17 protein-coding genes are annotated in these 18,850 nt (G+C 65.8%); 5 read left to right on the top strand and 12 right to left on the bottom strand.

Annotated elements, in window-relative coordinates; all coding sequences use genetic code 11:
- The first annotated feature begins 50 nt into the window (after positions 1–50).
- On the top strand, positions 51–1,208 hold the full coding sequence (argE, locus tag B7Y64_RS07810; RefSeq protein ID WP_291324095.1) for an acetylornithine deacetylase: 1,158 nt from the start codon (positions 51–53) through the stop codon (positions 1,206–1,208).
- Positions 1,209–1,233: 25 nt separating this feature from the next.
- Here the strand turns inward: argE and B7Y64_RS07805 are convergent, their stop codons facing one another.
- Entirely contained in the window at positions 1,234–2,382 is a 1,149-nt protein-coding gene (locus tag B7Y64_RS07805) for an ABC transporter substrate-binding protein (protein ID WP_291324096.1), read from the bottom strand.
- 124 nt (positions 2,383–2,506) lie between these two features.
- Here B7Y64_RS07805 and B7Y64_RS07800 point away from each other — a divergent pair, with 124 nt between their 5' ends.
- On the top strand, positions 2,507–4,588 hold the full coding sequence (locus B7Y64_RS07800) for a molybdopterin oxidoreductase family protein (RefSeq protein WP_291324097.1): 2,082 nt from the start codon (positions 2,507–2,509) through the stop codon (positions 4,586–4,588).
- Between the two features lie 166 nt (positions 4,589–4,754).
- Here the strand turns inward: B7Y64_RS07800 and B7Y64_RS07795 are convergent, their stop codons facing one another.
- From B7Y64_RS07795 to B7Y64_RS07780, 4 genes are all read right to left on the bottom strand, one after another.
- The gene (locus tag B7Y64_RS07795) at positions 4,755–5,435 is read right to left on the bottom strand and encodes a type 1 glutamine amidotransferase domain-containing protein (RefSeq protein WP_291324098.1); all 681 of its coding nucleotides are present in this window, start codon (positions 5,433–5,435) and stop codon (positions 4,755–4,757) included.
- Between the two features lie 77 nt (positions 5,436–5,512).
- Positions 5,513–6,673: an iron-containing alcohol dehydrogenase gene (locus B7Y64_RS07790; protein WP_114656300.1), complete on the bottom strand. Its 1,161-nt coding sequence runs from the start codon at positions 6,671–6,673 to the stop codon at positions 5,513–5,515.
- Between the two features lie 120 nt (positions 6,674–6,793).
- Positions 6,794–7,438, bottom strand: coding sequence for a TetR/AcrR family transcriptional regulator (locus B7Y64_RS07785; protein ID WP_291324099.1), 645 nt, complete (start codon positions 7,436–7,438; stop codon positions 6,794–6,796).
- Positions 7,439–7,713: 275 nt separating this feature from the next.
- Positions 7,714–8,727, bottom strand: a complete 1,014-nt coding sequence (locus tag B7Y64_RS07780; protein ID WP_291324100.1) for a fumarylacetoacetate hydrolase family protein — start codon at positions 8,725–8,727, stop codon at positions 7,714–7,716.
- 103 nt (positions 8,728–8,830) lie between these two features.
- Between B7Y64_RS07780 and B7Y64_RS07775 the strand changes: the two genes are divergently transcribed.
- The 3 genes from B7Y64_RS07775 to B7Y64_RS07765 all read left to right on the top strand — a co-directional run bounded on the left by B7Y64_RS07775 (position 8,831) and on the right by B7Y64_RS07765 (position 11,331).
- Positions 8,831–9,613, top strand: a complete 783-nt coding sequence (locus B7Y64_RS07775; RefSeq protein ID WP_024813161.1) for an IclR family transcriptional regulator — start codon at positions 8,831–8,833, stop codon at positions 9,611–9,613.
- A gap of 20 nt (positions 9,614–9,633) precedes the next feature.
- On the top strand, positions 9,634–10,857 hold the full coding sequence (locus B7Y64_RS07770; RefSeq protein WP_291324101.1) for a DUF3108 domain-containing protein: 1,224 nt from the start codon (positions 9,634–9,636) through the stop codon (positions 10,855–10,857).
- A gap of 177 nt (positions 10,858–11,034) precedes the next feature.
- Positions 11,035–11,331 (top strand): DUF3567 domain-containing protein, encoded by a 297-nt coding sequence (locus tag B7Y64_RS07765; RefSeq protein WP_024813163.1) that lies wholly within the window; start codon positions 11,035–11,037, stop codon positions 11,329–11,331.
- Positions 11,332–11,402: 71 nt separating this feature from the next.
- Here the strand turns inward: B7Y64_RS07765 and B7Y64_RS07760 are convergent, their stop codons facing one another.
- The 7 genes from B7Y64_RS07760 to B7Y64_RS07730 form a co-directional block, all read right to left on the bottom strand.
- The gene (locus B7Y64_RS07760; protein ID WP_291324102.1) at positions 11,403–12,470 is read right to left on the bottom strand and encodes an AbrB family transcriptional regulator; all 1,068 of its coding nucleotides are present in this window, start codon (positions 12,468–12,470) and stop codon (positions 11,403–11,405) included.
- 153 nt (positions 12,471–12,623) lie between these two features.
- Entirely contained in the window at positions 12,624–13,184 is a 561-nt protein-coding gene (locus tag B7Y64_RS07755; protein WP_291324103.1) for a hemerythrin domain-containing protein, read from the bottom strand.
- Positions 13,185–13,192: 8 nt separating this feature from the next.
- The gene (locus B7Y64_RS07750; RefSeq protein WP_291324104.1) at positions 13,193–13,606 is read right to left on the bottom strand and encodes a ribonucleotide reductase subunit alpha; all 414 of its coding nucleotides are present in this window, start codon (positions 13,604–13,606) and stop codon (positions 13,193–13,195) included.
- Between the two features lie 35 nt (positions 13,607–13,641).
- The gene (locus tag B7Y64_RS07745) at positions 13,642–14,313 is read right to left on the bottom strand and encodes a nitroreductase (RefSeq protein WP_291328627.1); all 672 of its coding nucleotides are present in this window, start codon (positions 14,311–14,313) and stop codon (positions 13,642–13,644) included.
- 15 nt (positions 14,314–14,328) lie between these two features.
- Positions 14,329–15,660, bottom strand: coding sequence for an NnrS family protein (locus B7Y64_RS07740; RefSeq protein WP_291328625.1), 1,332 nt, complete (start codon positions 15,658–15,660; stop codon positions 14,329–14,331).
- Positions 15,657–18,089, bottom strand: a complete 2,433-nt coding sequence (locus tag B7Y64_RS07735; RefSeq protein ID WP_114655312.1) for an adenosylcobalamin-dependent ribonucleoside-diphosphate reductase — start codon at positions 18,087–18,089, stop codon at positions 15,657–15,659. The genes B7Y64_RS07740 and B7Y64_RS07735 overlap by 4 nt, the downstream gene beginning before the upstream one ends.
- A 56-nt stretch (positions 18,090–18,145) precedes the next feature.
- Positions 18,146–18,826 (bottom strand): carbonic anhydrase, encoded by a 681-nt coding sequence (locus B7Y64_RS07730; protein WP_111866300.1) that lies wholly within the window; start codon positions 18,824–18,826, stop codon positions 18,146–18,148.
- Positions 18,827–18,850: the final 24 nt, after the last annotated feature.

The following is an 18,850-nucleotide window of genomic DNA, read 5'->3' as shown; positions in this document are numbered from 1 at the left end:
TAGCCCGGCTTGCAGATGGCCGCCCACCCGTACGTTGACGCCCCCACGCCATGATTTCACCCCACGCCCTGGAACTTGCGCAAACCCTGGTGCGCATGAACACCGTCAGCCACCGCTCCAACCTGGAGCTGATTCATTTCATCCGCGACCATCTGGCGCAACTGGGCGTGAAAAGCCGCCTGACCTGGAACGCCGATAAAACCAAGGCCAACCTGTTTGCCACGCTGGGCGAGGGCAAGCCCGGCGGGGTCATCCTGTCGGGCCACACCGACACGGTGCCCTGGGACGGACAGGACTGGAGCATGGACCCGCTGGGCGCCGTGGTGCAGGACGGCAGGCTTTTTGGCCGTGGCAGCGCTGACATGAAGGCCTTCATTGGCATCGCCCTCTCGCAGGCCGAGCAGTTTTTGAACAGCGACGCCCCCTTTGCCGTGCACTTTGCCTTCACCTACGAAGAAGAGATCGGCTGCTTTGGTGTGAAGGAACTGATTGCCGACCTGCGCGACGCAGGCATCCGGCCTCTGGCCTGCATCGTGGGAGAACCCACCAGCATGGTGCCCGCCATCGCGCACAAGGGGGTGTACCGCTACAAGTGCTGCGTGCGCGGCAAAGAGGCCCACTCGTCGCTCACGCCGCACTCGGTCAACGCCATCGAAATGGCGGCCCGCGTGGTGGGCCGGGTGCGCGACATGGCCGAGGGGTTCGAGCGCAACGAGCCGCGCTTTGCGGGCTTTGACGTGCCGTTCTCCACGGCCAGCGTGGGCCAGTTTCACGGCGGCATCGCCGACAACGTGGTGCCGCGCGATGCCGAGTTTCGCTATGAGTTTCGCAACCTGCCCACCGCTAACGCCGCCCAGATGCAGGCCGAGGTGGTGGCCTACGCCCAGGCGCTGGAGCCGGCCATGAAGACGGTGGCGCCCGCGGCAGGTTTCAGCTTCGAGACCATCTGCGAAATCCCCAGTTTTCTGGGCAGCAAGGACGATGCCGTAACGCGCCTGGCGCAAGAGCTCACCGGCGAGAAGGGCACCACGCTGGTGGCCTTTGGCACCGAGGCCGGCCTTTTCAAGAACGCCGGCATTCCCACCGTGGTGTGCGGCCCCGGCAGCATTCAGCAGGCGCACCAGCCCGATGAATTTGTGAGCCTGGAACAGTTGGCGCGCTGCGAGGCGTTCATGCAGGGACTGGCGCGCACGCGCGCCTTGGGCTGAAAGAACGCCCGCCGCGCTGGCGGAGTCAGGTTCTGACGCGGCCGTCGCCTGTGAGCATGGACATTTCCACAAAACTCGATGCCGTGTGGTCCGAGCTGCTGAAGGACACCGGGAACCCGGAAATCACCTGCGACCCCAGCGATTCCATGCCTGCGATGAAGCTGTCGTGGCTGAGCTTGCCACCGGCCAGCGCCGGACGCAGGCCTTCGGTGAAAACGCGGGCTGCCAGGTACCCTTCCAGGCTGGAATAGTTGGCCTGCACCTTGTCGCCGCCCTTCTTGATGGCCTCCAGAAACTCGCGTGTGATCTGGCGTGAGGGCTGGTAGGGTGAGGGCACCACCTGCGACACCACCACACCTGCACCGTCCTTGCCCAGCTCGTCGGCCAGCGCCTGGGTGCCTACAAACGACACGTTATAGAACGTGCCGCCAAAGCCCGCCTGGCGCGCAGCGCGCACAAACGCAGCACTGGCCCCATAGGACGAAATCTGCACCACGGCGTCGGGCATGGCGGGCACCAGCTTGTCCACGGCGGCCTTCACGTCGGTGGTATTGCGCTCCACCGTGGCCGTGGCTACGGGCGCAAGCTTGAGATCGGCGAGCGCCTTGGTCACGCCATCCAGCCCCGCCTTGCCATAGGCATCGTTCTGGTAGAACACGGCGATCTTCTTGAGCCCCAGGTTGGTGAGCTGGCGCACGATGAGCGCGGTTTCGTCGTAGTACGAAGCGCGCACATGAAAAATCAGGCGATTGAAGGGCTGGCGCAGCGCCTCAGCCCCGGTGAAGGGACCAAAAAACGGCACTTTGGCCTGGGTGAAAATCGGCAGCGCCGCCAGGCTGGTAGGGGTGCCGATGTAGCCAAACAGCGCAAACACGTCGTCGGCAATGAGCTTTCGGGTGTTTTCGGCGCAGCGGTCGGGCTCGTAGCCGTCGTCCATGGTGCGGATTTCCACCGTGCGCCGGCCCACGCCGCCCTGGGCATTGAGTCGGTCAAAAAAGAGCTTGGCGCCCAGGTTGAACTGGATGCCCAGCTGGGCCGAAGGGCCGGTGAAGGGGGCCGACTGCCCCAGCACGATGCGGCCTTCGCCTTGCGCCTGTGCGAGATTGAAGCCGCCCAGCGCTGCAGCGCCCAAGCCTACTGAAAATTGTCTGCGCCCTATTGCCTTTTGGTTCATGGTGAAATCTCTGCTCTTGTGAATCGAGTGCGCCCCCCGGTGCTGCCGGTAGGCAGCCTTCCTGGACAGGGCACAAGGTATGCACTTTATTACCTATCCTGCAGTTTACCGACCGACCCACCAAATGCCCTCGCCATCTGCCGCTAATTTCCTGCCGTCTGCCCCCTTGCAGGTGCGTGGAGCCTGCCCGCACGACTGCCCCGACACCTGCGCCCTGCTCACCACGGTGGAAAACGGCGTGGCCACCCGCGTGCAGGGCAACCCCGACCACCCGCACACCGATGGCGTGCTGTGCACCAAGGTCTCCCGCTACACCGAGCGCAGCTACCACCCCGAGCGCATCCTCACGCCCCTCAAGCGCACGGGCCCCAAGGGCAGCGGCCAGTTTGCACCCGTCAGCTGGGACGAAGCCCTGGCCGAGATCACGCAGCGTCTCGGCGCCATCGCAGCGCGCAACCCAGAGGCCATCCTTCCCTACAGCTACGCGGGCACCATGGGCATGGTGCAGGGCGAAAGCATGGACCGGCGCTTCTTCCATCGCCTTGGCGCCTCGCAACTGGACCGCACCATCTGCGCGTCGGCCGGGGCCGAAGCCCTGGTGCAAACGCTGGGCGGCAAGGTGGGCATGAAGGTGGAGTTTTTTGCGCAGGCAAAGCTCATCCTGATCTGGGGCAGCAATTCGATTGGCAGCAACCTGCATTTCTGGCGCTATGCCCAGCAGGCCAAACGCAACGGCGCACGGCTGGTGTGCATCGACCCGCGCAAGACCGAAACCGCCGACAAGTGCCACGAGCACATTGCCCTGCGCCCCGGCACCGATGCCGCGCTGGCCCTGGCACTGATGCACGAGCTGATCAAGAACGACTGGCTGGACCACGACTACATCACCCGCCACACGCTGGGCTGGGAGCAGCTAAGCGAGCGCGCCCTGCAGTGGCCGCCCGAGCGCGCCGCCGAGGTGTGCGGCGTGCCCGTCGAACAAATCCGCCAACTGGCCCGCGACTACGGCACCACCCAGCCCGCCGCCATCCGCCTGAACTACGGCATGCAGCGCGTGCGCGGCGGCGGCAACGCGGTGCGTGCCGTGGCCTGCCTGCCCGCGCTCACCGGCGCCTGGCGCCACCGCGCGGGCGGCATGTTGCTGTCCAGCTCAGGCCAGTTTCCGGCGCAGCGCGCAGCGTTGCAGCGGCCCGACCTGATGCCTGCGCGCACGCCACGCACGCTCAACATGGTGCAAATTGGTGACGACCTGATGCGCGAGGCCTCGCCCGCTTTCGGGCCCCGCGTCGAGGCCCTGGTGGTTTACAACAGCAACCCGGTGGCCGTGGCGCCCGATTCCGGCAAGGTGGTGCAGGGCTTTGCGCGCGAAGACCTGTTCACCGTGGTGCTGGAGCATTTTCAGACGGACACGGCCGACTACGCCGATTTCATCCTGCCCGCCACCACGCAGCTCGAACACTGGGACGTGCACCTGGCCTATGGCCACACCGATGTGTTGCTCAACCGCCCCGCCATCGCCCCCCTGGGCCGGGCCCGCAGCAATGCGCAGATCTTCCGTGACCTGGCTGCGCGCATGGGGTTCACCGAGCCCTGCTTTGCCGACAGCGACGAAGCGCTGTGCCGACAGGCCTTTGGCGATGCGGTGGACTTTGCCCTGCTCGAAACCCAGGGCTTTGCCACGCTGGCGCTGCCCGACGCGCCGTTTGCCGAAGGCGGTTTTGCCACGCCCAGCGGAAAGTGCGAATTTTTCAGCGCCCGCCTGGCCGCGCAGGGCCTGGACGGCCTGCCCGACCACCTGCCCAACCACGAGCTGCAGGGCAGCTCGGCACACTACCCGCTGGCCATGATTTCACCGCCAGCGCGCAATTTTTTGAACTCCACCTTTGTGAACGTGCAAAGCCTGCGCGACATCGAAGGCCGCCCCGTGCTGGAGATCCACCCCGACGACGCACTGGCGCGCGGCATTGGTGACGGCGCCGTGGTGCGCGTGTTCAACGACCGCGGCAGCTACCGCTGCCACGCTGCGGTGTCGCTGCGCGCGCGGCCCGGCGTAGTCAACGGCCTGGGCATCTGGTGGCGCAAGCTGGGGCTCGACGGCACCAACGTAAACCAGCTCACCAGCCAGGCGCTGACCGACATGGGCCGGGCGCCCACGTTTTATGACTGCCTGGTGGAGGTGCAGGCCTGTGCCCCGCACGCGGCTTGATCCCTCGGGTGCTTTGCACACCCGGACCATTCACCTATCGTATCAAAAACCATAGCTGCTAGCGCTTATCAGATAAGCGCTAGCAGCCAATTTCTCTCAAATTTTCTCCGCCAGCGCCCGGCACCCTGCTGGCGCTCCTGCCTGCAGGCAACCGGTGCTGCGGGCTTCAGCCCAGCTTTTTCAGCAACGCATGCGCCGCGGGCTCCGACGACGCGGGGTTCTGCCCCGTGACCAGCAAGCCGTCGGTGATTGCATAAGGCTGCCAGTCACCCAGCTTGGCGTAGTGCCCGCCGTTGGCCTTGAGCATGTCTTCCACCAGAAACGGCACCACCTGGGTCAACCCCACGGCGGCTTCCTCGGTGTTGGTGAAGCCGGTCACGTTCTTGCCCTTGACCACCGATTGGCCGTCCTTGCCCTTGGGGTGGCGCAGCACGGCGGGCGCGTGGCACACGGCGGCCACGGGCTTGCCGGCGTTCAGCGTGGCCTCGATCAACGCGATGGAGTGCGCGTCTTCGGCCAGGTCCCACAGCGGGCCGTGGCCACCGGGGTAGAACACCGCGTCGTAGTCGGCGGCCTGCACGTCGGCCAGGCGCTGGGTGCTGGCCAGCTGCTTTTGCGCGGCCGCATCGGCCTTGAAGCGGCGGGTGGCGTCGGTCTGTGCGCCGGCATCGTCGCTTTTGGGGTCCAGCGGCGGCTGGCCGCCCTGGGGCGATGCCAGCGTCACGTCCGCGCCCGCGTCCTTGAACACGTAGTACGGTGCGGCAAACTCTTCCAGCCAGAAGCCGGTTTTGGCACCGGTGTCGCCCAGCTGGTCGTGGGAGGTGAGAACCATCAATATCTTTGGCATGCAATGTCCTTTGGAGTGATCTTGTGGCCGGGCCGCATGGGCGCAACGATGCGCCAGTGCCCCGGCCGCCAGCGTGCTTACAGTGCCGCTTCGAGGATGCGGCGGCTGACGGCGGGCGTCACCTCGCGTTGCTCGCCCAGTTGCACCATGCCGTGCGCTTCGAGCTGCGCCACCACGGTGTCGATGGCCTCGGCGCCCAGGCCGTAGCCCGACAGGCGTGTGGCGATGCCCATGCTTTCAAAGAAGGCGCGCGTGCGCTCGATGGCAGCGGTGATGCGTTCATCGTCAGTGCCGGTGGTGATGCCCCACACGCGCTCGCCGTATTGCAGCAGCTTTTCACGCTTGGGCAGGCGGCGTTCGTTGAGCAATGCGGGCAGCACGATGGCCAGGGTGCGCGCGTGGTCGATGTTGTGCAGCGCCGTCAGCTCATGACCGATCATGTGCGTGGCCCAGTCTTGCGGCACACCCGCACCAATCAGGCCGTTGAGCGCCATGGTGGCGGCCCACATCAGGTTGGCGCGGTCGTCGTACACGGGCTCGGGTGCCGTCAGCAGGCGCGGACCGATCTCGATCAGTGTCTGCAAAATGCCTTCGGCAAAGCGGTCTTGCACAGGTGCGTTGACCGGGTAGGTCAGGTACTGCTCTACGGTGTGCACAAACGCATCCACCACGCCGTTGGCCAGCTGCTGGGGTGGCAGCGTGTAGGTTTTGGTGGGGTCGAGCACCGAGAACAGCGGGTAGGTGTGCACGCTGCTGAAGGCCAGCTTGGCGCCCTTGCCGCGGTGCGTGATGACGCTGCCGTTGTTCATTTCGGAGCCCGTGGCGGGCAGCGTGAGGACGGCGCCAAACGGCACGGCCTGCGTGATGTTGCGCCCGCGCTTTTCGAGGATGGCCCAGGCGTCGCCTTCAAAGTGCACGGCAGCGGCGATGAATTTGACCGCGTCGATCACCGAGCCACCGCCCACGGCGAGCAGAAAATCAAAGCCGCCGCTGCGCACCTGATCCACGGCTTTCATCGAGGTTTCGAAGCTCGGGTTGGGTTCGATGCCGCTGAAGGTGGCGTGCTGGCGCTCGCCCAGTGCGGCGCGCACTTCGGCCAGCGTGCCGGTCTTTTCGGCGCTGGCGCCACCGACCAGGATCAGCACCTTGGCGGCAGCGGGCACCAGCTTGGCCAGGTCGGCCACACGGCCCTTGCCGAAAACGATGTGGGTGGGGTTGTGAAAGTCAAAATTCAGCATGGCAGTCCTTCGGGGGTTGAGTGGGAGACGGTGATCGCAGGGTTGCCGCAAAGGGAGCCGGCGCGCGAGGAAGCGTCAGTGGGGTGAAAACAAGGTGTGCCAGAACGCATGGGCCGTCTTTCAGGCGGGTGCCATGTCCAGCAGCTGCTCGGTGCTTTTCAGGGCATGTTCGAACGCCGTGCCATCGCGGCGCAGTTTGGCCAGCAGGCTGGCGCCCAGCCACAGCTCGTACAAGGTCAGGGCCAGGGCCGCCGTGTCGGCACGGGCCGGCACCGCGCCCTCGTTCTGGCATTGCTGCAGGCACAGGGCGATGCGCTGAACGATGTCGTCGGTGCCCCGGCGCAGCGCCAGACGCATGGGCTCGGACATGTCGGCCACCTCCGCGCTGAGCTTGACGATGAGGCACCGGGCGCCTGCGGCTTCGGTGGCACAGCCATCAACGGCTGCGTCAGCGGGGGCGGTGCCGCACTGCGACACGTTCCAGTAAGACCAGTAGCGCATCAGCCGCGCCCGCGCCGGGGTGCCGGCATCGTCGGGCTGCAGCAGCGTGTCGAGTTGCGCCAGATAGCGCTCCAGGTACTGCGCCAGCAGCGCTTCGCCAAAGCGCTCCTTGCTGCCGAAGTAGTGATAAAACGACCCCTTGGGTACGCCCGCCGCTGCCAGGATTTCGGCCAGGCCCACACCCACAAAGCCTTTGGCGGCAATCAGCCGCTCGCCGCAGCGCAGGATGTGGTGTTTGACGAGGGGTTGCTGTTCGGTGGTCACGGGTGCATTGTGCCGCCATTAGACCGGTCGTCTAGTTACCCCCCGAAACACACCCTTGCCATCCATGTGGCCTTTTCACCGGTACGCTCTGGCGTCGCGTGCGCCTCAGGTAGCCATGTGATTTCCGGGCACCCGCCAGGCGGCAGCCAGCGCAGGTGACAGGGTGCCAGACTGCACCGGGGTACTGTAGTATTTGCTATTATTATAATAGCTTATAGCGCTTTACCCATAAGCGCTACAGGCACTTTTCATTCACATTTTCTCGCCAACCCTGCTCACGCGCCTGCAGGCGGCGCAATGGCCTGGTCGATCGCGCCGAAGATGCTGGCGCCGTCCGGGCCCTTGGTTTCGATGCGAATGGTGTCGCCGAACTTCATGAACTCGGTGCTGGGCTGGCCGTCCTGGATGGTTTCGATGCAGCGCTTTTCGGCGATGCAGCTGTAGCCCTTGGGCCACTCGGTGCGACCGCTCTGCTCCACGCCCTTGTTGCTGACGGTGCCGCTGCCGATGATGGAGCCGGCGCGCACGTTGCGTGTCTTGGCCACATGGGCAATCAGCTGGCCGAAGTGGAAGGTCATCTCCGGGCCGGCGTCGCACATGCCCACCTTGCGGCCGTTCCAGGTGGAATGCACCACCAGGTTCAGGCGGCCGTGGTCCCAGGCGTCACCCAGTTCGTCGAGCGTCACAGCCACAGGGCTGAACGCAGTGGCGGGTTTGCTCTGCAAGAAGCCAAAACCCTTGGCCAGCTCGGCAGGAATGAGGTTGCGCAGGCTCACGTCGTTGGCCAGCATCACCAGGCGAATGCCGTCGAGGGCCTGCTCGGGGCTGGCACCCATCTTCACGTCGCCGGTGACCACGGCAATTTCGGCCTCGAAGTCAATGCCCATGGCCTCGCTGGGCACCACCACATCGTCGCAGGGGCCGATGAAGTCGTCGCTGCCGCCCTGGTACATCAGCGGATCGGTGTAAAAACTTGCGGGCACTTCGGAGTTGCGCGCTTTTCGTACCAGTTCGACATGGTTGATGTACGCAGAGCCATCGGCCCATTGGTAAGCGCGCGGCAGCGGGGCCATGCACTGCTTGGGATCGAACGGGAAGCCATGGCGCGCGCGGCCGCTGTTCAGCTGGTCGTACAGGTCCTGCAACTGGGGCGAAAGGAAGTTCCAGTCATCCAGCACCTGCTGGAGCTTGCTGGCTATGCCGGTCGCATAATGGGCCGTGCCTAGGTCGCGCGAGACGACAAGCAGCTGGCCGTCGCGCGAGCCGTCTTTGTAGGTGGCGAGTTTCATGGGGACAGAACCTTTGTCTTGGTGAAAATGGCGCTCGCGCCCAGCAAAAATTACGCTGGGTGAAATTGATTTAACTAAACAAAACTTGCAAATTTTAGTGCACATGGACAAAGAACGTGCAGGCATCCAGTCCGTGGAGGTGGGGTTTTTGCTGCTGGAGGGGCTGACGCGCTCGCGCGGGCCGCTCATGCTGAAAGACCTGGCGGCCTCGGCCGGCATGAGCGCGGCCAAGGCCCACCGCTATCTGGTGAGCTTTCAGCGCCTGGGGCTGGTGGTGCAGGACAGCCGCACCGCACACTACGACCTGGGCCCGGCGGCGCTCAAGCTGGGCCTGGCCTCGCTGTCGCGCCTGGATGCGGTGCGCCTGGCGCGCGAACGCATGCCTGCACTCATGCAGACCATTGGCCACACCCTCGCCCTGGCGGTGTGGGGCAACCGGGGGCCGACCATCGTGCACTGGGAAGAGTCGTCCCAGGCCGTTACCGCCAACCTGCGCCTGGGCGATGTGATGCCACTGCTGTCTTCGGCCACGGGCCGCTGCTTTGCCGCCCACATGCCGCGCGAGGCCGTGGCCCCCATGCTGCAGGACGAGCTGGCCCACGCCGCCAAGCTACGCCGCACCGATCTGCCCACCACCGCGGCGGCGGTCGATACCCTGCTGACCGAGGTGCGCACGCACGGATCGGCCCGCGTGGTGGACACGCTGCTGCCCGGCATCGTTGCGTTCTGTGCGCCGGTGTTCGACGCCGACGGCCACCTGGTGCTGGGCATCACCACGTTGGGCTCGGTAGCCACGTTCGATCCCAACTGGGGCGGCGCCATCGACACCCCCTTGCGCGTCGCCGCTGCCCAGCTCTCGCAAGACCTGGGCGCGGGCTGCGCCTGACACCCGCCGGAGCCCCTGTGATGCCACGCCGGCCGCTGCTTGTATTGACCCTTCTGGTGCTGGCGCTGCACTGGCTGGTGCTGCAAGGAATGCCCCTGGACTGGGACGGCACCCCATCCGCAGCCCCGGCGGCACCGGTTTTCAGCACCCGCAACATTGCCCCACCGCCGCCCCGCCCCGTGGTGGCGCAGGCATCTCCGGCACCCGCCCGCCCCGCCGCCGCGCGCAAGAAACCCGCGCCGCAGCCCCGCACCACGCTCCCCAAGGCGAAGGCAGCGGCCACCGCACCGCCGCCAGAGCCCCAGGCACAGGCCCAAAGCCCCGTCGAAACCGGTGAATCACCACCATCGGCTCCGGCGGAAGACGACCAGGGAACGCCCTCTTCCGAGGCAACCGCCGAGACAGAAGCGACAGCGCAAGCAGAGGTGGTGGCCACAGCCCCGCAGCCCCCGGCCAGTGCGGTAGCGCCACCATCCCCCAGCCCCGAAAGCCCCGCCCCTGCCACGGCCCCCGCCACAGCCCAGGACAGCGGCACGGGCGCAGGCGTGGACATCAGCCCGCCCGGTGGCGGCACGGGCCGCATGGCCAGCACAGCCGCGCCCGCCGTGCGCCTGCCCGCGCCGGTGCGCCTGACGTTTGACGTGAATGGCCAAGCGAAAAAGTTCAATTACAACGCGCGCGCCGAGCTGCTATGGAAGCACGACGGCAGCCGTTACGAAGCCCGGCAAGAGATCAGCGCCTTTCTGGTGGGCAGCCGCTCCCAGAGCAGCGTGGGCCAGGTTACGCCACAAGGGCTGCAGCCAGAGCGCTTTGCAGATCGTTCGCGCAGTGAACAGGCGGCCCACTTTGACCACGCCCAGGGCCGCGTTACCTTCAGCGCCAACACCCCGCAGGCGGCCGTGGGCCCCGGCGTGCAGGACCGCTTGAGCGTATTCATCCAGCTCGGTGCGCTGCTGGCGGCCGACCCGGCGCGGTTTGTGCCCGGCACCCAGGTCACCCTGACCACCGTCAGCGCCCGCAGCGCCGACCGCTGGACTTTCTCGATCGAGGAGCAGGAAACACTGGACCTGCCCGCCGGCCCCACCCCGGCCTGGAAGCTGCTGCGCCTGCCGCGCCGCGACTACGACCAGAAGGCCGAGCTGTGGCTGGCGCCCGATCTGGGCTATGTACCCGTGCGCATCCGCCTCACCCAGGCCAATGGCGACTTTGCCGATCTGCGTCTGAGCAGCAGCGGGCCGCCCTGATTGGCCAAGCCGGGCGTTCGGTGTTGCTTGCGGGCGCCATTGCGGCGAAAAGCCCCCACGAATCCGGCACAGCCCCTTTTTCGTGAAATACTGCAAAGCATCAGGTACCGGGAGCCGTGGGACTTGAACTCTGCCCACCCGCTGTCATCTGATTCATATATCGACTGGGGGAACTCCATGCAAATGCTCTACGACTCTGACTCTTTTGTGGTGGTCCACATGCTGCCTGATGCCGTCGAGCAAAAAGGGGGGCCACTCAATGACACCGCGCCGCCAGCACCGCAGCTGGCCCGCCACGGCTTCGAAATTGTGGACAAGCGCTCGGGCAAAGAGGTGTACCTGGACGGTTCCTGGGCCGAAATGTTCCAGCAGCAGATCCTGGCCTGGCAACGCGACACCCCAACCCAGGAAGAAGTGGAAGACGCACTGGACCGCTATGCCGGTCTGGCGCAAAACCCGGTGGTGGTGCACTGAGAAGGTGTGATCGAAAAAAAGGGGCATCGCCCCTTTTTTTCTGCCCGATGCCGGTCGCCCTGCGTCGCCGCTCAAGCCGTCGGCGGGTAAATGCGCCGGAACAAGGGCTCCACCAGCACCAGCACGGCAATCAGCCGGCACACCTGAAACGCCGTGACCACCGGCACGCCCAGTTGCAGCACCTTGGCCGTGATGGCCATTTCCGTGATTCCCCCCGGTGAAGTGCCCAGCAGCAGCGTGACCCAGGGCAGCCCGGTGGCCCGCGCCAGCAACCAGGCGAACAGCGCACATACGCCCATCAGCACCAGCGTGCCCCCGGCCACCGTGGCCAGCCAGCGCGGCGCGGTGCGCAAAAAGTCGGCGCGAAACCGCACGCCCAGGCTCACGCCAATCACCAGTTGGGCCGCGTTGACCAGCCCCTGCGGCACGGCCGACAGTGTGACGCCCGCCATGGCCAGCCCCATCGACACCACCAGCGCGCCCATGAACCAGGGGTTGGCGCGGCCCAGCCGGTCCATGACCAGCGCACCCGCACCGGTAAGAAGGGCCAGCAGCGCCAGCCCCGGCCAGCTCACTGCGCGCACGGTGGGCGGCAGGATATCGAGGCCATGCAGGCCGCTCCACTGCAGCGCAAAGGGAATGGTCACCGTGACGATCAGCAGGCGCAGGCTGTGGCTGGCGGCCACGAGGTCGGTGCGGGCATTTTCGCGCTCGGCCAGCAGTGTCATCTCAGATGCCGCGCCAATGGCCCCCGAGAAATAGCTGGTGGCCCGCATCATCGACGCCGGCACGCCATGCATACGCGGCGCATGAACCCGGTACAGCCAAACACCAAACAGCCAGCCCAGCACCAGCGCCCACACAATGCCCAGCGCGATGGCCCACCACAGGCTGGCCACCAGCGCCACCACCTGCGGCGTGAAATAAAGTCCCAGCGAGGCGCCAATCGACCACTGGCCAGCATTGCGCAGCGGGGCCCAGCTTTCGGTGGGTGCGCCACCGATGGACAGCAGCGAGGTGACCAGCAGCGGGCCGATCATCCAGGGCAGCGGGGTGTGCAGTGCCACACAGGCGGCGGCGGCAGCCCAGGCCAGGGCCAAGGTGATGGCCACGCGGGCAAAAAGCAGAGGGTTACGCATACGAGCCCGCCAGTATCCAGCGTGCACGCCCCAGCCTCGTGCAGCGCGCCCATGCCCTTGGGGCATGGCAGGCGTCGCTCTTTGCGAAGCGATTTTTAGGCAAATCGAGCTCTGGCGCTTATCCAATAAGCGCGAACAGCTATCTTTTTTGAATTATTGCCGCACTGGCGGCGGCGCCTTGCGTCGGGCAGCCATTTCGTTGCCCATGGCCTGCAGCGCAGGCGTTGCCAGCAGGGCTTGTGCCGAAGGGTAGGCCACGGTTTCCTCGTCGGCGATGTGCCGGTCGTACCGGGCCGTGAATTGGTCAAACGCTGCACCATCGGCATCGCTGAACCCCTTCAGATCGCTATCGACCAGGGCCTGAAGCGCCTTGCGTGCATCAGCCCAGTCGGCGGCCATGCAGGCATGGTCGTCCTGCAGGCGCCGCACCAGCGCAGCCACGTCAGGGGAGCCTTGCGCCAGGAGCAGCGGAAACACATGCAGCTCCTCGTCTTCATGGTGCAGGGGCGCCGCGATGTCAAAGTAGCGCAGCACGTCGCGCGCGGCCTGCTGTGCGGGCACATCTGCGCCGTGCTCCAGCACATGGGCGCGCAGCCGCTGCAGCAGGGCCAGCGTGCGCTGCACGCGCTCGTGGCATGCCTCCAGCATGGCAAAGGGCTGCTCAAACCCCACCGAAGGGGCATTGAAACCGGGCAAGGCGGAGGTCGTGCCCATCTCGGCGCTCACCCGAACCGGACCGGCTGACCCTGCCGGTCAAACGGAATGTAGGCACCATGCGCGCCGCCCTTGATGGCATCGACCATGCGCTGCAGGGGCGCCTCGGCATCGGCGCTGCTGGGGGCCTGGTTCAGCGTGCCCGACAGGGCCGCAGCGAACACGATGGCCCAGTCGTGGCCGGGGGCAGTGAACTGGCGGGCCTCTTCCACCAGGGCACTGAACGAGGGCAACTCCTGTGGGGTTTTGTCCACACACATCAGCGGCACCAGGGCGCCGCCCTGCCCGGCTTCAAAGCGCGCGCGCTGGGCGGGGGTGGCATCGTCGGGCAATTCAACCGCTGCAAACACAAACAGAAGACGCTGGGGTTCGGGCTGCATGCGCGCGGCTTGCAGCAGATCGTCGAAGCTGGAAATATCCATGGAAAAAATCTCGCAATGAAAGAAGTTGGCAAGGGTCAGAATCCAGGCACCACGCCCCGGTCTGCGTCCAGCGTGCTGACGTAGGTGCCTGCCATGGGGCGCGCACGCGCCGCCTTGCGCGACAGCACGGTGCCAATGCTGATAAAGCACAGGGCCTGCTCGCAAGCCGACAGCCGAAACAACGCCCGCAGGCTGGCCGCCTTGAGGGCTTTGCCGCTGGTCAGCGCCGATCCATAGCCCTGTGCGGTGGCCATCAGCAGCATGTTCTGCACGGCGCAACCCGCTGAAAGCAGCCGCTCGGCCAAGTCAATCTCGGGGTCGCCGCGTTCGCCATCCACCACCACCAGCATCAGCACTGGCGCACGGAAGGCTTTTTCGCGGGCCTGGCCGCACTGCTCGGGCGTGGCACCGGGATCACGCTCCAGCAGCGCCTGCGCAAACACCTCGGCCAATGGAGGGCGCGCGGCCTCGGGCACCAGCACAAAGCGCCAGGGCAGCAGCTGGCCATGGTCTGGCGCATGCGCTGCGGCATTGACGATGGTGGCCAGCTCGGAAGCCCCCGGACCGGGGGCGCCCAGCCGCTTGGGCAGGATGGTCTGGCGCGACTGCATCAGCGCCGTGGCCATGGCGGCCACTGCGCCGTCGTCCGAGACAGCGGGGTGCGCCGCAACGGGCACGTTGTTCAATGGCACGGGCGTGTCAGCCATGGGCAGATCCATGCATCAGCCCGGTCGCCCATCGGCACGCAGGCAACCGTACCAACGCCCCAGCCGCAGCCCCCAGACTCCCATGGTGCCAGCCCACAGGCCGGCCGCCACGGGCAACAACCACGGCAAAGAGAGCCCGGCGATGCCCGGAACAGACGCTGCGATGCGCAGCAGCGCAGCCGCCTGCAGGCACCAGAACAGCGACCAGGCAATGCGGTCAGCCACCAGCGCGCGGCCGCTGTGGCCGCAGGACACACGCGTGACCATGGCCAGCATCAGCGAGGCGAGGCAGCCCATGGTCAGCGCGTGCAGCGCTCCCAGTGCCAGCACTCCCATGCCCAGCGTGCCCACCAGCCACTGCGACACCCCACCCAGCAGGAACGCCACACCCAGCCACAGAAAGCCGATGTGCAACATGGCCAGCAACTTGTTCTTCAGGCTTTGCACCAGCCCCCACACCCAGGCCAGCCAGACCAGCACGCCGCCCACCATCAATTGCAGCGTGCCGTGCACCAGCAACCATGCCGTGCCAGCCGCGCTGGACGGCACTCCAGCCAGCTCCAGCCAAGCAGCCAGCACCTGCAGCGCCGCCGCCGCCAGCATCAGCCACAGCACCCAGAACGGGCGCCAGGCCTGAACCATGGGCATGGCACTGGAGGTAAAAAACGGAATCATGCGGTGCGCCACGGTGACATAGACCACCACCACAAAGCCCCAGAGCCCCGTGAAGATCCACGCGCGCGCTGTCGCATGCGCTTCGAAAACCACGCTGAGCAACAGCCCTGCCAGGCTGACACACCCCACCACACAGGCGGTGCCGATCACTCGGGCATGGAGCTGATCCTCCGCCTGGCTGCGCCGGATACGCCCCCAGAACTGCACGGTCATCCAGACCAGCCCGGCACAGGCCAGTGCCAGCCCTGCCCATGCCACACCTGCGTGCAGGTGCGCGCCGACCAGCCACAGCAGCCAACCCGCCGCCAGCGAGAACAGCGGCACGCGCAGGTCCTTCGCCAGCGGGGCCTCCACGCCCAGCCATTTGGGGCCGGCGGTGAAAAGGAATCCCGAAAAGAACAGCGGAATAAAGCCAAACGCCATGACCGCCGAATGCACCAGCGTGGGTGATATCACCGAGGGCAAGGCAAGCCAGCCGGTGGACCGATCGAGTTGCACCAGCGCCCACCACAGGCCCGACGCCACCAGCACCACCATGGCCAAAAAGAAACCGAGGCGGTGCGGCGCCAGCATCAGGTAACGCACGCGCCAGCGCTTGTCCATGTTTGCCAGCGCCTGCGCGGAAGGTTTACCGGACGCCACCCGCACCGGAATGACGGGCCGGGTTGTCACCCACAGGTCCCCAGGTGGCCGCACTGCGTGCAGTAGTCGCAGCCATCCTTGCGGATGACGGCGTGCGCACCGCATTCGGTGCACTTCTTGCCCGCCATGGCGGGCGGCATGCCACTGACCTGCGATGCCGGCTCCTCCAGGGGCAGCACCTGCTGCACCGGATCGGTCACGCGCCGCGCCAGGATGTTCTGGACGGCATAGGCCATGGCCGCCACCTCGGAGTCGTGCCACATGGGCACGCGGGTGCCGTCATCCTTCTGGTGCGTACCCAGGCGCACGGGGCCGCGGTCCCATGCCACCTTGCGCATGTCAGAAAGTGCCCGCTCCAGAAAACCGCCACGCGCCGCCAGGGACAGCAAACGCATGCTGGCAGTGATCCACTGTTGCGACTCGCCACTTTGGCCCACCGGCATGAAGAACTCAATGGCGCGATCGACCGTTCCCGAGCCAACGCCCGTGGGCACCGGGAGGAACGAGACAATGAGGTACAGCGTCTTGTGGCCCTCTTGCGTCCAGTACTCCACCTTCTCGGCCACCGCGGAAAGCCCACCCTTGGGTCGGCTCTCGATCACCGTGCGCATGGGATCCACTGACGGGGTTGCAGGCGCAGCCACCGGTGCAGGCTCTGCCGCATGGGTTTCGAGCACCGAACCCAGGATGGCATTGGGCCGGTAGGTGGCCAGCCCCTTGAGTCGGGCGCGCCAGGCCTGCAGATACAGGTCCTTGAAGTCATCGTAGGGGTAGTCGGCCGGGATGTTCACGGTCTTGGAGATGGCCGTGTCCACAAAGGGCTGCACTGCTTCCATCATGGCGATATGCCCTTCGGCAGGCATGGCCAGCGCCGAGATGAAATAGTCGGGCAACGCATCCACGTCGCCGCCCAGGTCGCGGTAAAGGCGCCAGGCATGGTCTTCCACCGCGTACTCGCTGGTGCTGCCGTCGGCCTCGCGCTTCTTGCGCTTGTACATCCACGAAAACGGTGGTTCGATGCCGTTGGAGGCGTTGTCGGCAAAGGCCAGGCTCACGGTGCCCGTGGGGGCAATCGACAGCAGGTGGCTGTTGCGGATGCCGTGCTTGCGAATGGCTTTCTTGATCGGCTCTGGCAGGCGGCTGGCAAAGGTGCCGGCCGCCAGGTAGGGCTCGGCCTCGAACTTGGGGAAGGCTCCCTTTTCGCGGGCCAGCTCCACCGAGGCGAGATAAGCCGCATCGCGCATGGATTGCGCAATGCGCGCCGCCATCGCGCGCCCTTCCTGCATGTCGTAGCGCAGGCACAGCATGGCCAACGTGTTGCCCATGCCGGTAAAGCCCACGCCAATGCGGCGCTTGGCCATGGCCTCGTCGCGCTGCTGCGGCAGGGGCCAGAAAGTCACATCCAGCACATTGTCGAGCGCGCGGACCTGCAGGGCCACCACTTTCTCGAAGGCCTCGAAGTCAAATGCCGGCAACCCGTCGAATCCGAACGGGTGGCGCACAAACCGCGTCAGGATGACAGGGCCAAGGTCGCAGCAACCATAGGACGGCAGGGGTTGCTCGCCGCAGGGGTTGGTGGCGGCAATGTCTTCGCAGTAATTGAGGTTGTTGTCCTCGTTGATGTGATCGAGAAACAGGATGCCCGGTTCGGCAAAATCGTAGGCCGACTTCATGATGGTGTCCCACAGCGCCCGCGCCTGCACGGTGGAATAGACCCACATGCCATCGGCGCGCTGGTAGGCGCCCTGCGCCATGGCCACAGCGCCCGGACGCGCACGGTGCACCAGCTCCCAGGGTTGGCCCTGCTGGACAGCCTCGATGAAGGCATCCGACACCCCCACCGACACATTGAAATTGTTCCAGCGCCCGGGTGTGCGCTTGGCCGTGATGAACTCGTGCACATCGGGATGATCGATGCGCAACACACCCATCTGCGCACCGCGCCGCGCCCCCGCGCTTTCGACGGTGGAGCACGACTGGTCAAACACGTTCATGTAGCTGCACGGGCCCGAAGCCACGGATGCCGTGGCCTTGACCTGGGCGCCCTTGGGCCGGATGCGCGAAAAATCGTAGCCCACGCCACCGCCGCGGCGCATGGTTTCGGCGGCCTCGCGCAGGGCTTCATAGATGCCGGGAAAGCCCTCGTCGTCCACGCCCTGAATGCAATCGCCCACGGGCTGCACAAAACAGTTGATGAGCGTGGCCTGGATGTCGGTACCGGCCGCGCTCATGATGCGCCCCGCGCCGATGGCACCCGCATGCAGGTTCTCCAGGAACAGCGTTTCGTACTTTTCGCGCAGGTCGGGCGCTTCTACCGAGGCCAGGGCGCGGGCCACGCGGCGGTAGAGGTCTTCGGCGCTGGTTTCGCCGGTTTTGAGGTATTTTTCACGCAGCACATCCAGGCTGATGGGCTGCAACGAAGAGGTGGAATTCATGGGGGGATTGGGTTCGCGCTTCATGGTTTCGGATGATTGGATATTCGCCTTCAGGTGGCCTGCGATCCGTCAAGAAGGAATCAAAGCTCGTCCAAAAGAACCTGCCCGTCATGTTCCACATAGGGGTGGTACGGCCCCGTACCACTGTTGTCAGCCAGCGACGCGGGCACAAAGCCCCCCGTCTTGACGTCAAACACATGCACTTCCCCCTCCTCGATCACGTAGTGCCAGCCGTGCAGGCTGATCTGACCTGCCTGCACTCGGCTACGGACCATAGGATATTCCATCAGCCGCTCCAGCTGCAAAATAACGGCCCTTTGCTCGGTGCGACGCAACGCTTCCGGTCCGGGTTGCACCGGCAGCAGGGCCTCGCGGCCCAGATCGAGCCAGCGTTCCAGGTTGGGAGCCTCAGGCGACACTTCACCATACATCGCCTTGATAGCCCCACAATGACTGTGGCCACAAACGATGATGCGCTGAACTTTCAGGTTGAGCACCGCGAATTCAATCGCCGCCGTGGTGCCGTGATGGCCATGCGATCCGTCGTAAGGCGGAATGAACGCCCCCACATTGCGCACAAGAAACAGCTCCCCGGGCCCTGCCCCGGTCAGCAGGTAAGGAACCAGTCGGGAGTCAGAGCAGCCGATGAAAAGCGTGGTGGGATGCTGCCCCTCGTCCACCAAGTCCTGGAACTGCTGGCGGTATTGGGGGAAAGCATCGTCATGGAACCGACGCAGGCGATCGAGCAACTCATCCGGCATGACATTCGCCCATACCCTTGAAAA

This window comes from Acidovorax sp. 35-64-16 (assembly GCF_002281195.1).
Classification (GTDB): Bacteria; Pseudomonadota; Gammaproteobacteria; order Burkholderiales; family Burkholderiaceae_C; genus Acidovorax; species Acidovorax defluvii.
This window is presented reverse-complemented; position numbering and strand designations above follow the sequence as displayed.

What these genes read in the sequence shown, in the direction of transcription:
- B7Y64_RS07755 (WP_291324103.1), bottom strand. Translation starts at nt 13,184, where the DNA reads ATGGGCACGACCTCCGCCTTGCCCGGTTTCAATGCCCCTTCGGTGGGG.
- B7Y64_RS07760 (WP_291324102.1), bottom strand. Translation starts at nt 12,470, where the DNA reads ATGCGTAACCCTCTGCTTTTTGCCCGCGTGGCCATCACCTTGGCCCTG.
- B7Y64_RS07780 (WP_291324100.1), bottom strand. Translation starts at nt 8,727, where the DNA reads ATGAAACTCGCCACCTACAAAGACGGCTCGCGCGACGGCCAGCTGCTT.
- B7Y64_RS07745 (WP_291328627.1), bottom strand. Translation starts at nt 14,313, where the DNA reads ATGGCTGACACGCCCGTGCCATTGAACAACGTGCCCGTTGCGGCGCAC.
- B7Y64_RS07765 (WP_024813163.1), top strand. Translation starts at nt 11,035, where the DNA reads ATGCAAATGCTCTACGACTCTGACTCTTTTGTGGTGGTCCACATGCTG.
- B7Y64_RS07730 (WP_111866300.1), bottom strand. Translation starts at nt 18,826, where the DNA reads ATGCCGGATGAGTTGCTCGATCGCCTGCGTCGGTTCCATGACGATGCT.
- B7Y64_RS07735 (WP_114655312.1), bottom strand. Translation starts at nt 18,089, where the DNA reads ATGAAGCGCGAACCCAATCCCCCCATGAATTCCACCTCTTCGTTGCAG.
- B7Y64_RS07790 (WP_114656300.1), bottom strand. Translation starts at nt 6,673, where the DNA reads ATGCTGAATTTTGACTTTCACAACCCCACCCACATCGTTTTCGGCAAG.
- B7Y64_RS07775 (WP_024813161.1), top strand. Translation starts at nt 8,831, where the DNA reads ATGGACAAAGAACGTGCAGGCATCCAGTCCGTGGAGGTGGGGTTTTTG.
- argE (WP_291324095.1), top strand. Translation starts at nt 51, where the DNA reads ATGATTTCACCCCACGCCCTGGAACTTGCGCAAACCCTGGTGCGCATG.
- B7Y64_RS07805 (WP_291324096.1), bottom strand. Translation starts at nt 2,382, where the DNA reads ATGAACCAAAAGGCAATAGGGCGCAGACAATTTTCAGTAGGCTTGGGC.
- B7Y64_RS07795 (WP_291324098.1), bottom strand. Translation starts at nt 5,435, where the DNA reads ATGCCAAAGATATTGATGGTTCTCACCTCCCACGACCAGCTGGGCGAC.
- B7Y64_RS07770 (WP_291324101.1), top strand. Translation starts at nt 9,634, where the DNA reads ATGCCACGCCGGCCGCTGCTTGTATTGACCCTTCTGGTGCTGGCGCTG.
- B7Y64_RS07800 (WP_291324097.1), top strand. Translation starts at nt 2,507, where the DNA reads ATGCCCTCGCCATCTGCCGCTAATTTCCTGCCGTCTGCCCCCTTGCAG.
- B7Y64_RS07750 (WP_291324104.1), bottom strand. Translation starts at nt 13,606, where the DNA reads ATGGATATTTCCAGCTTCGACGATCTGCTGCAAGCCGCGCGCATGCAG.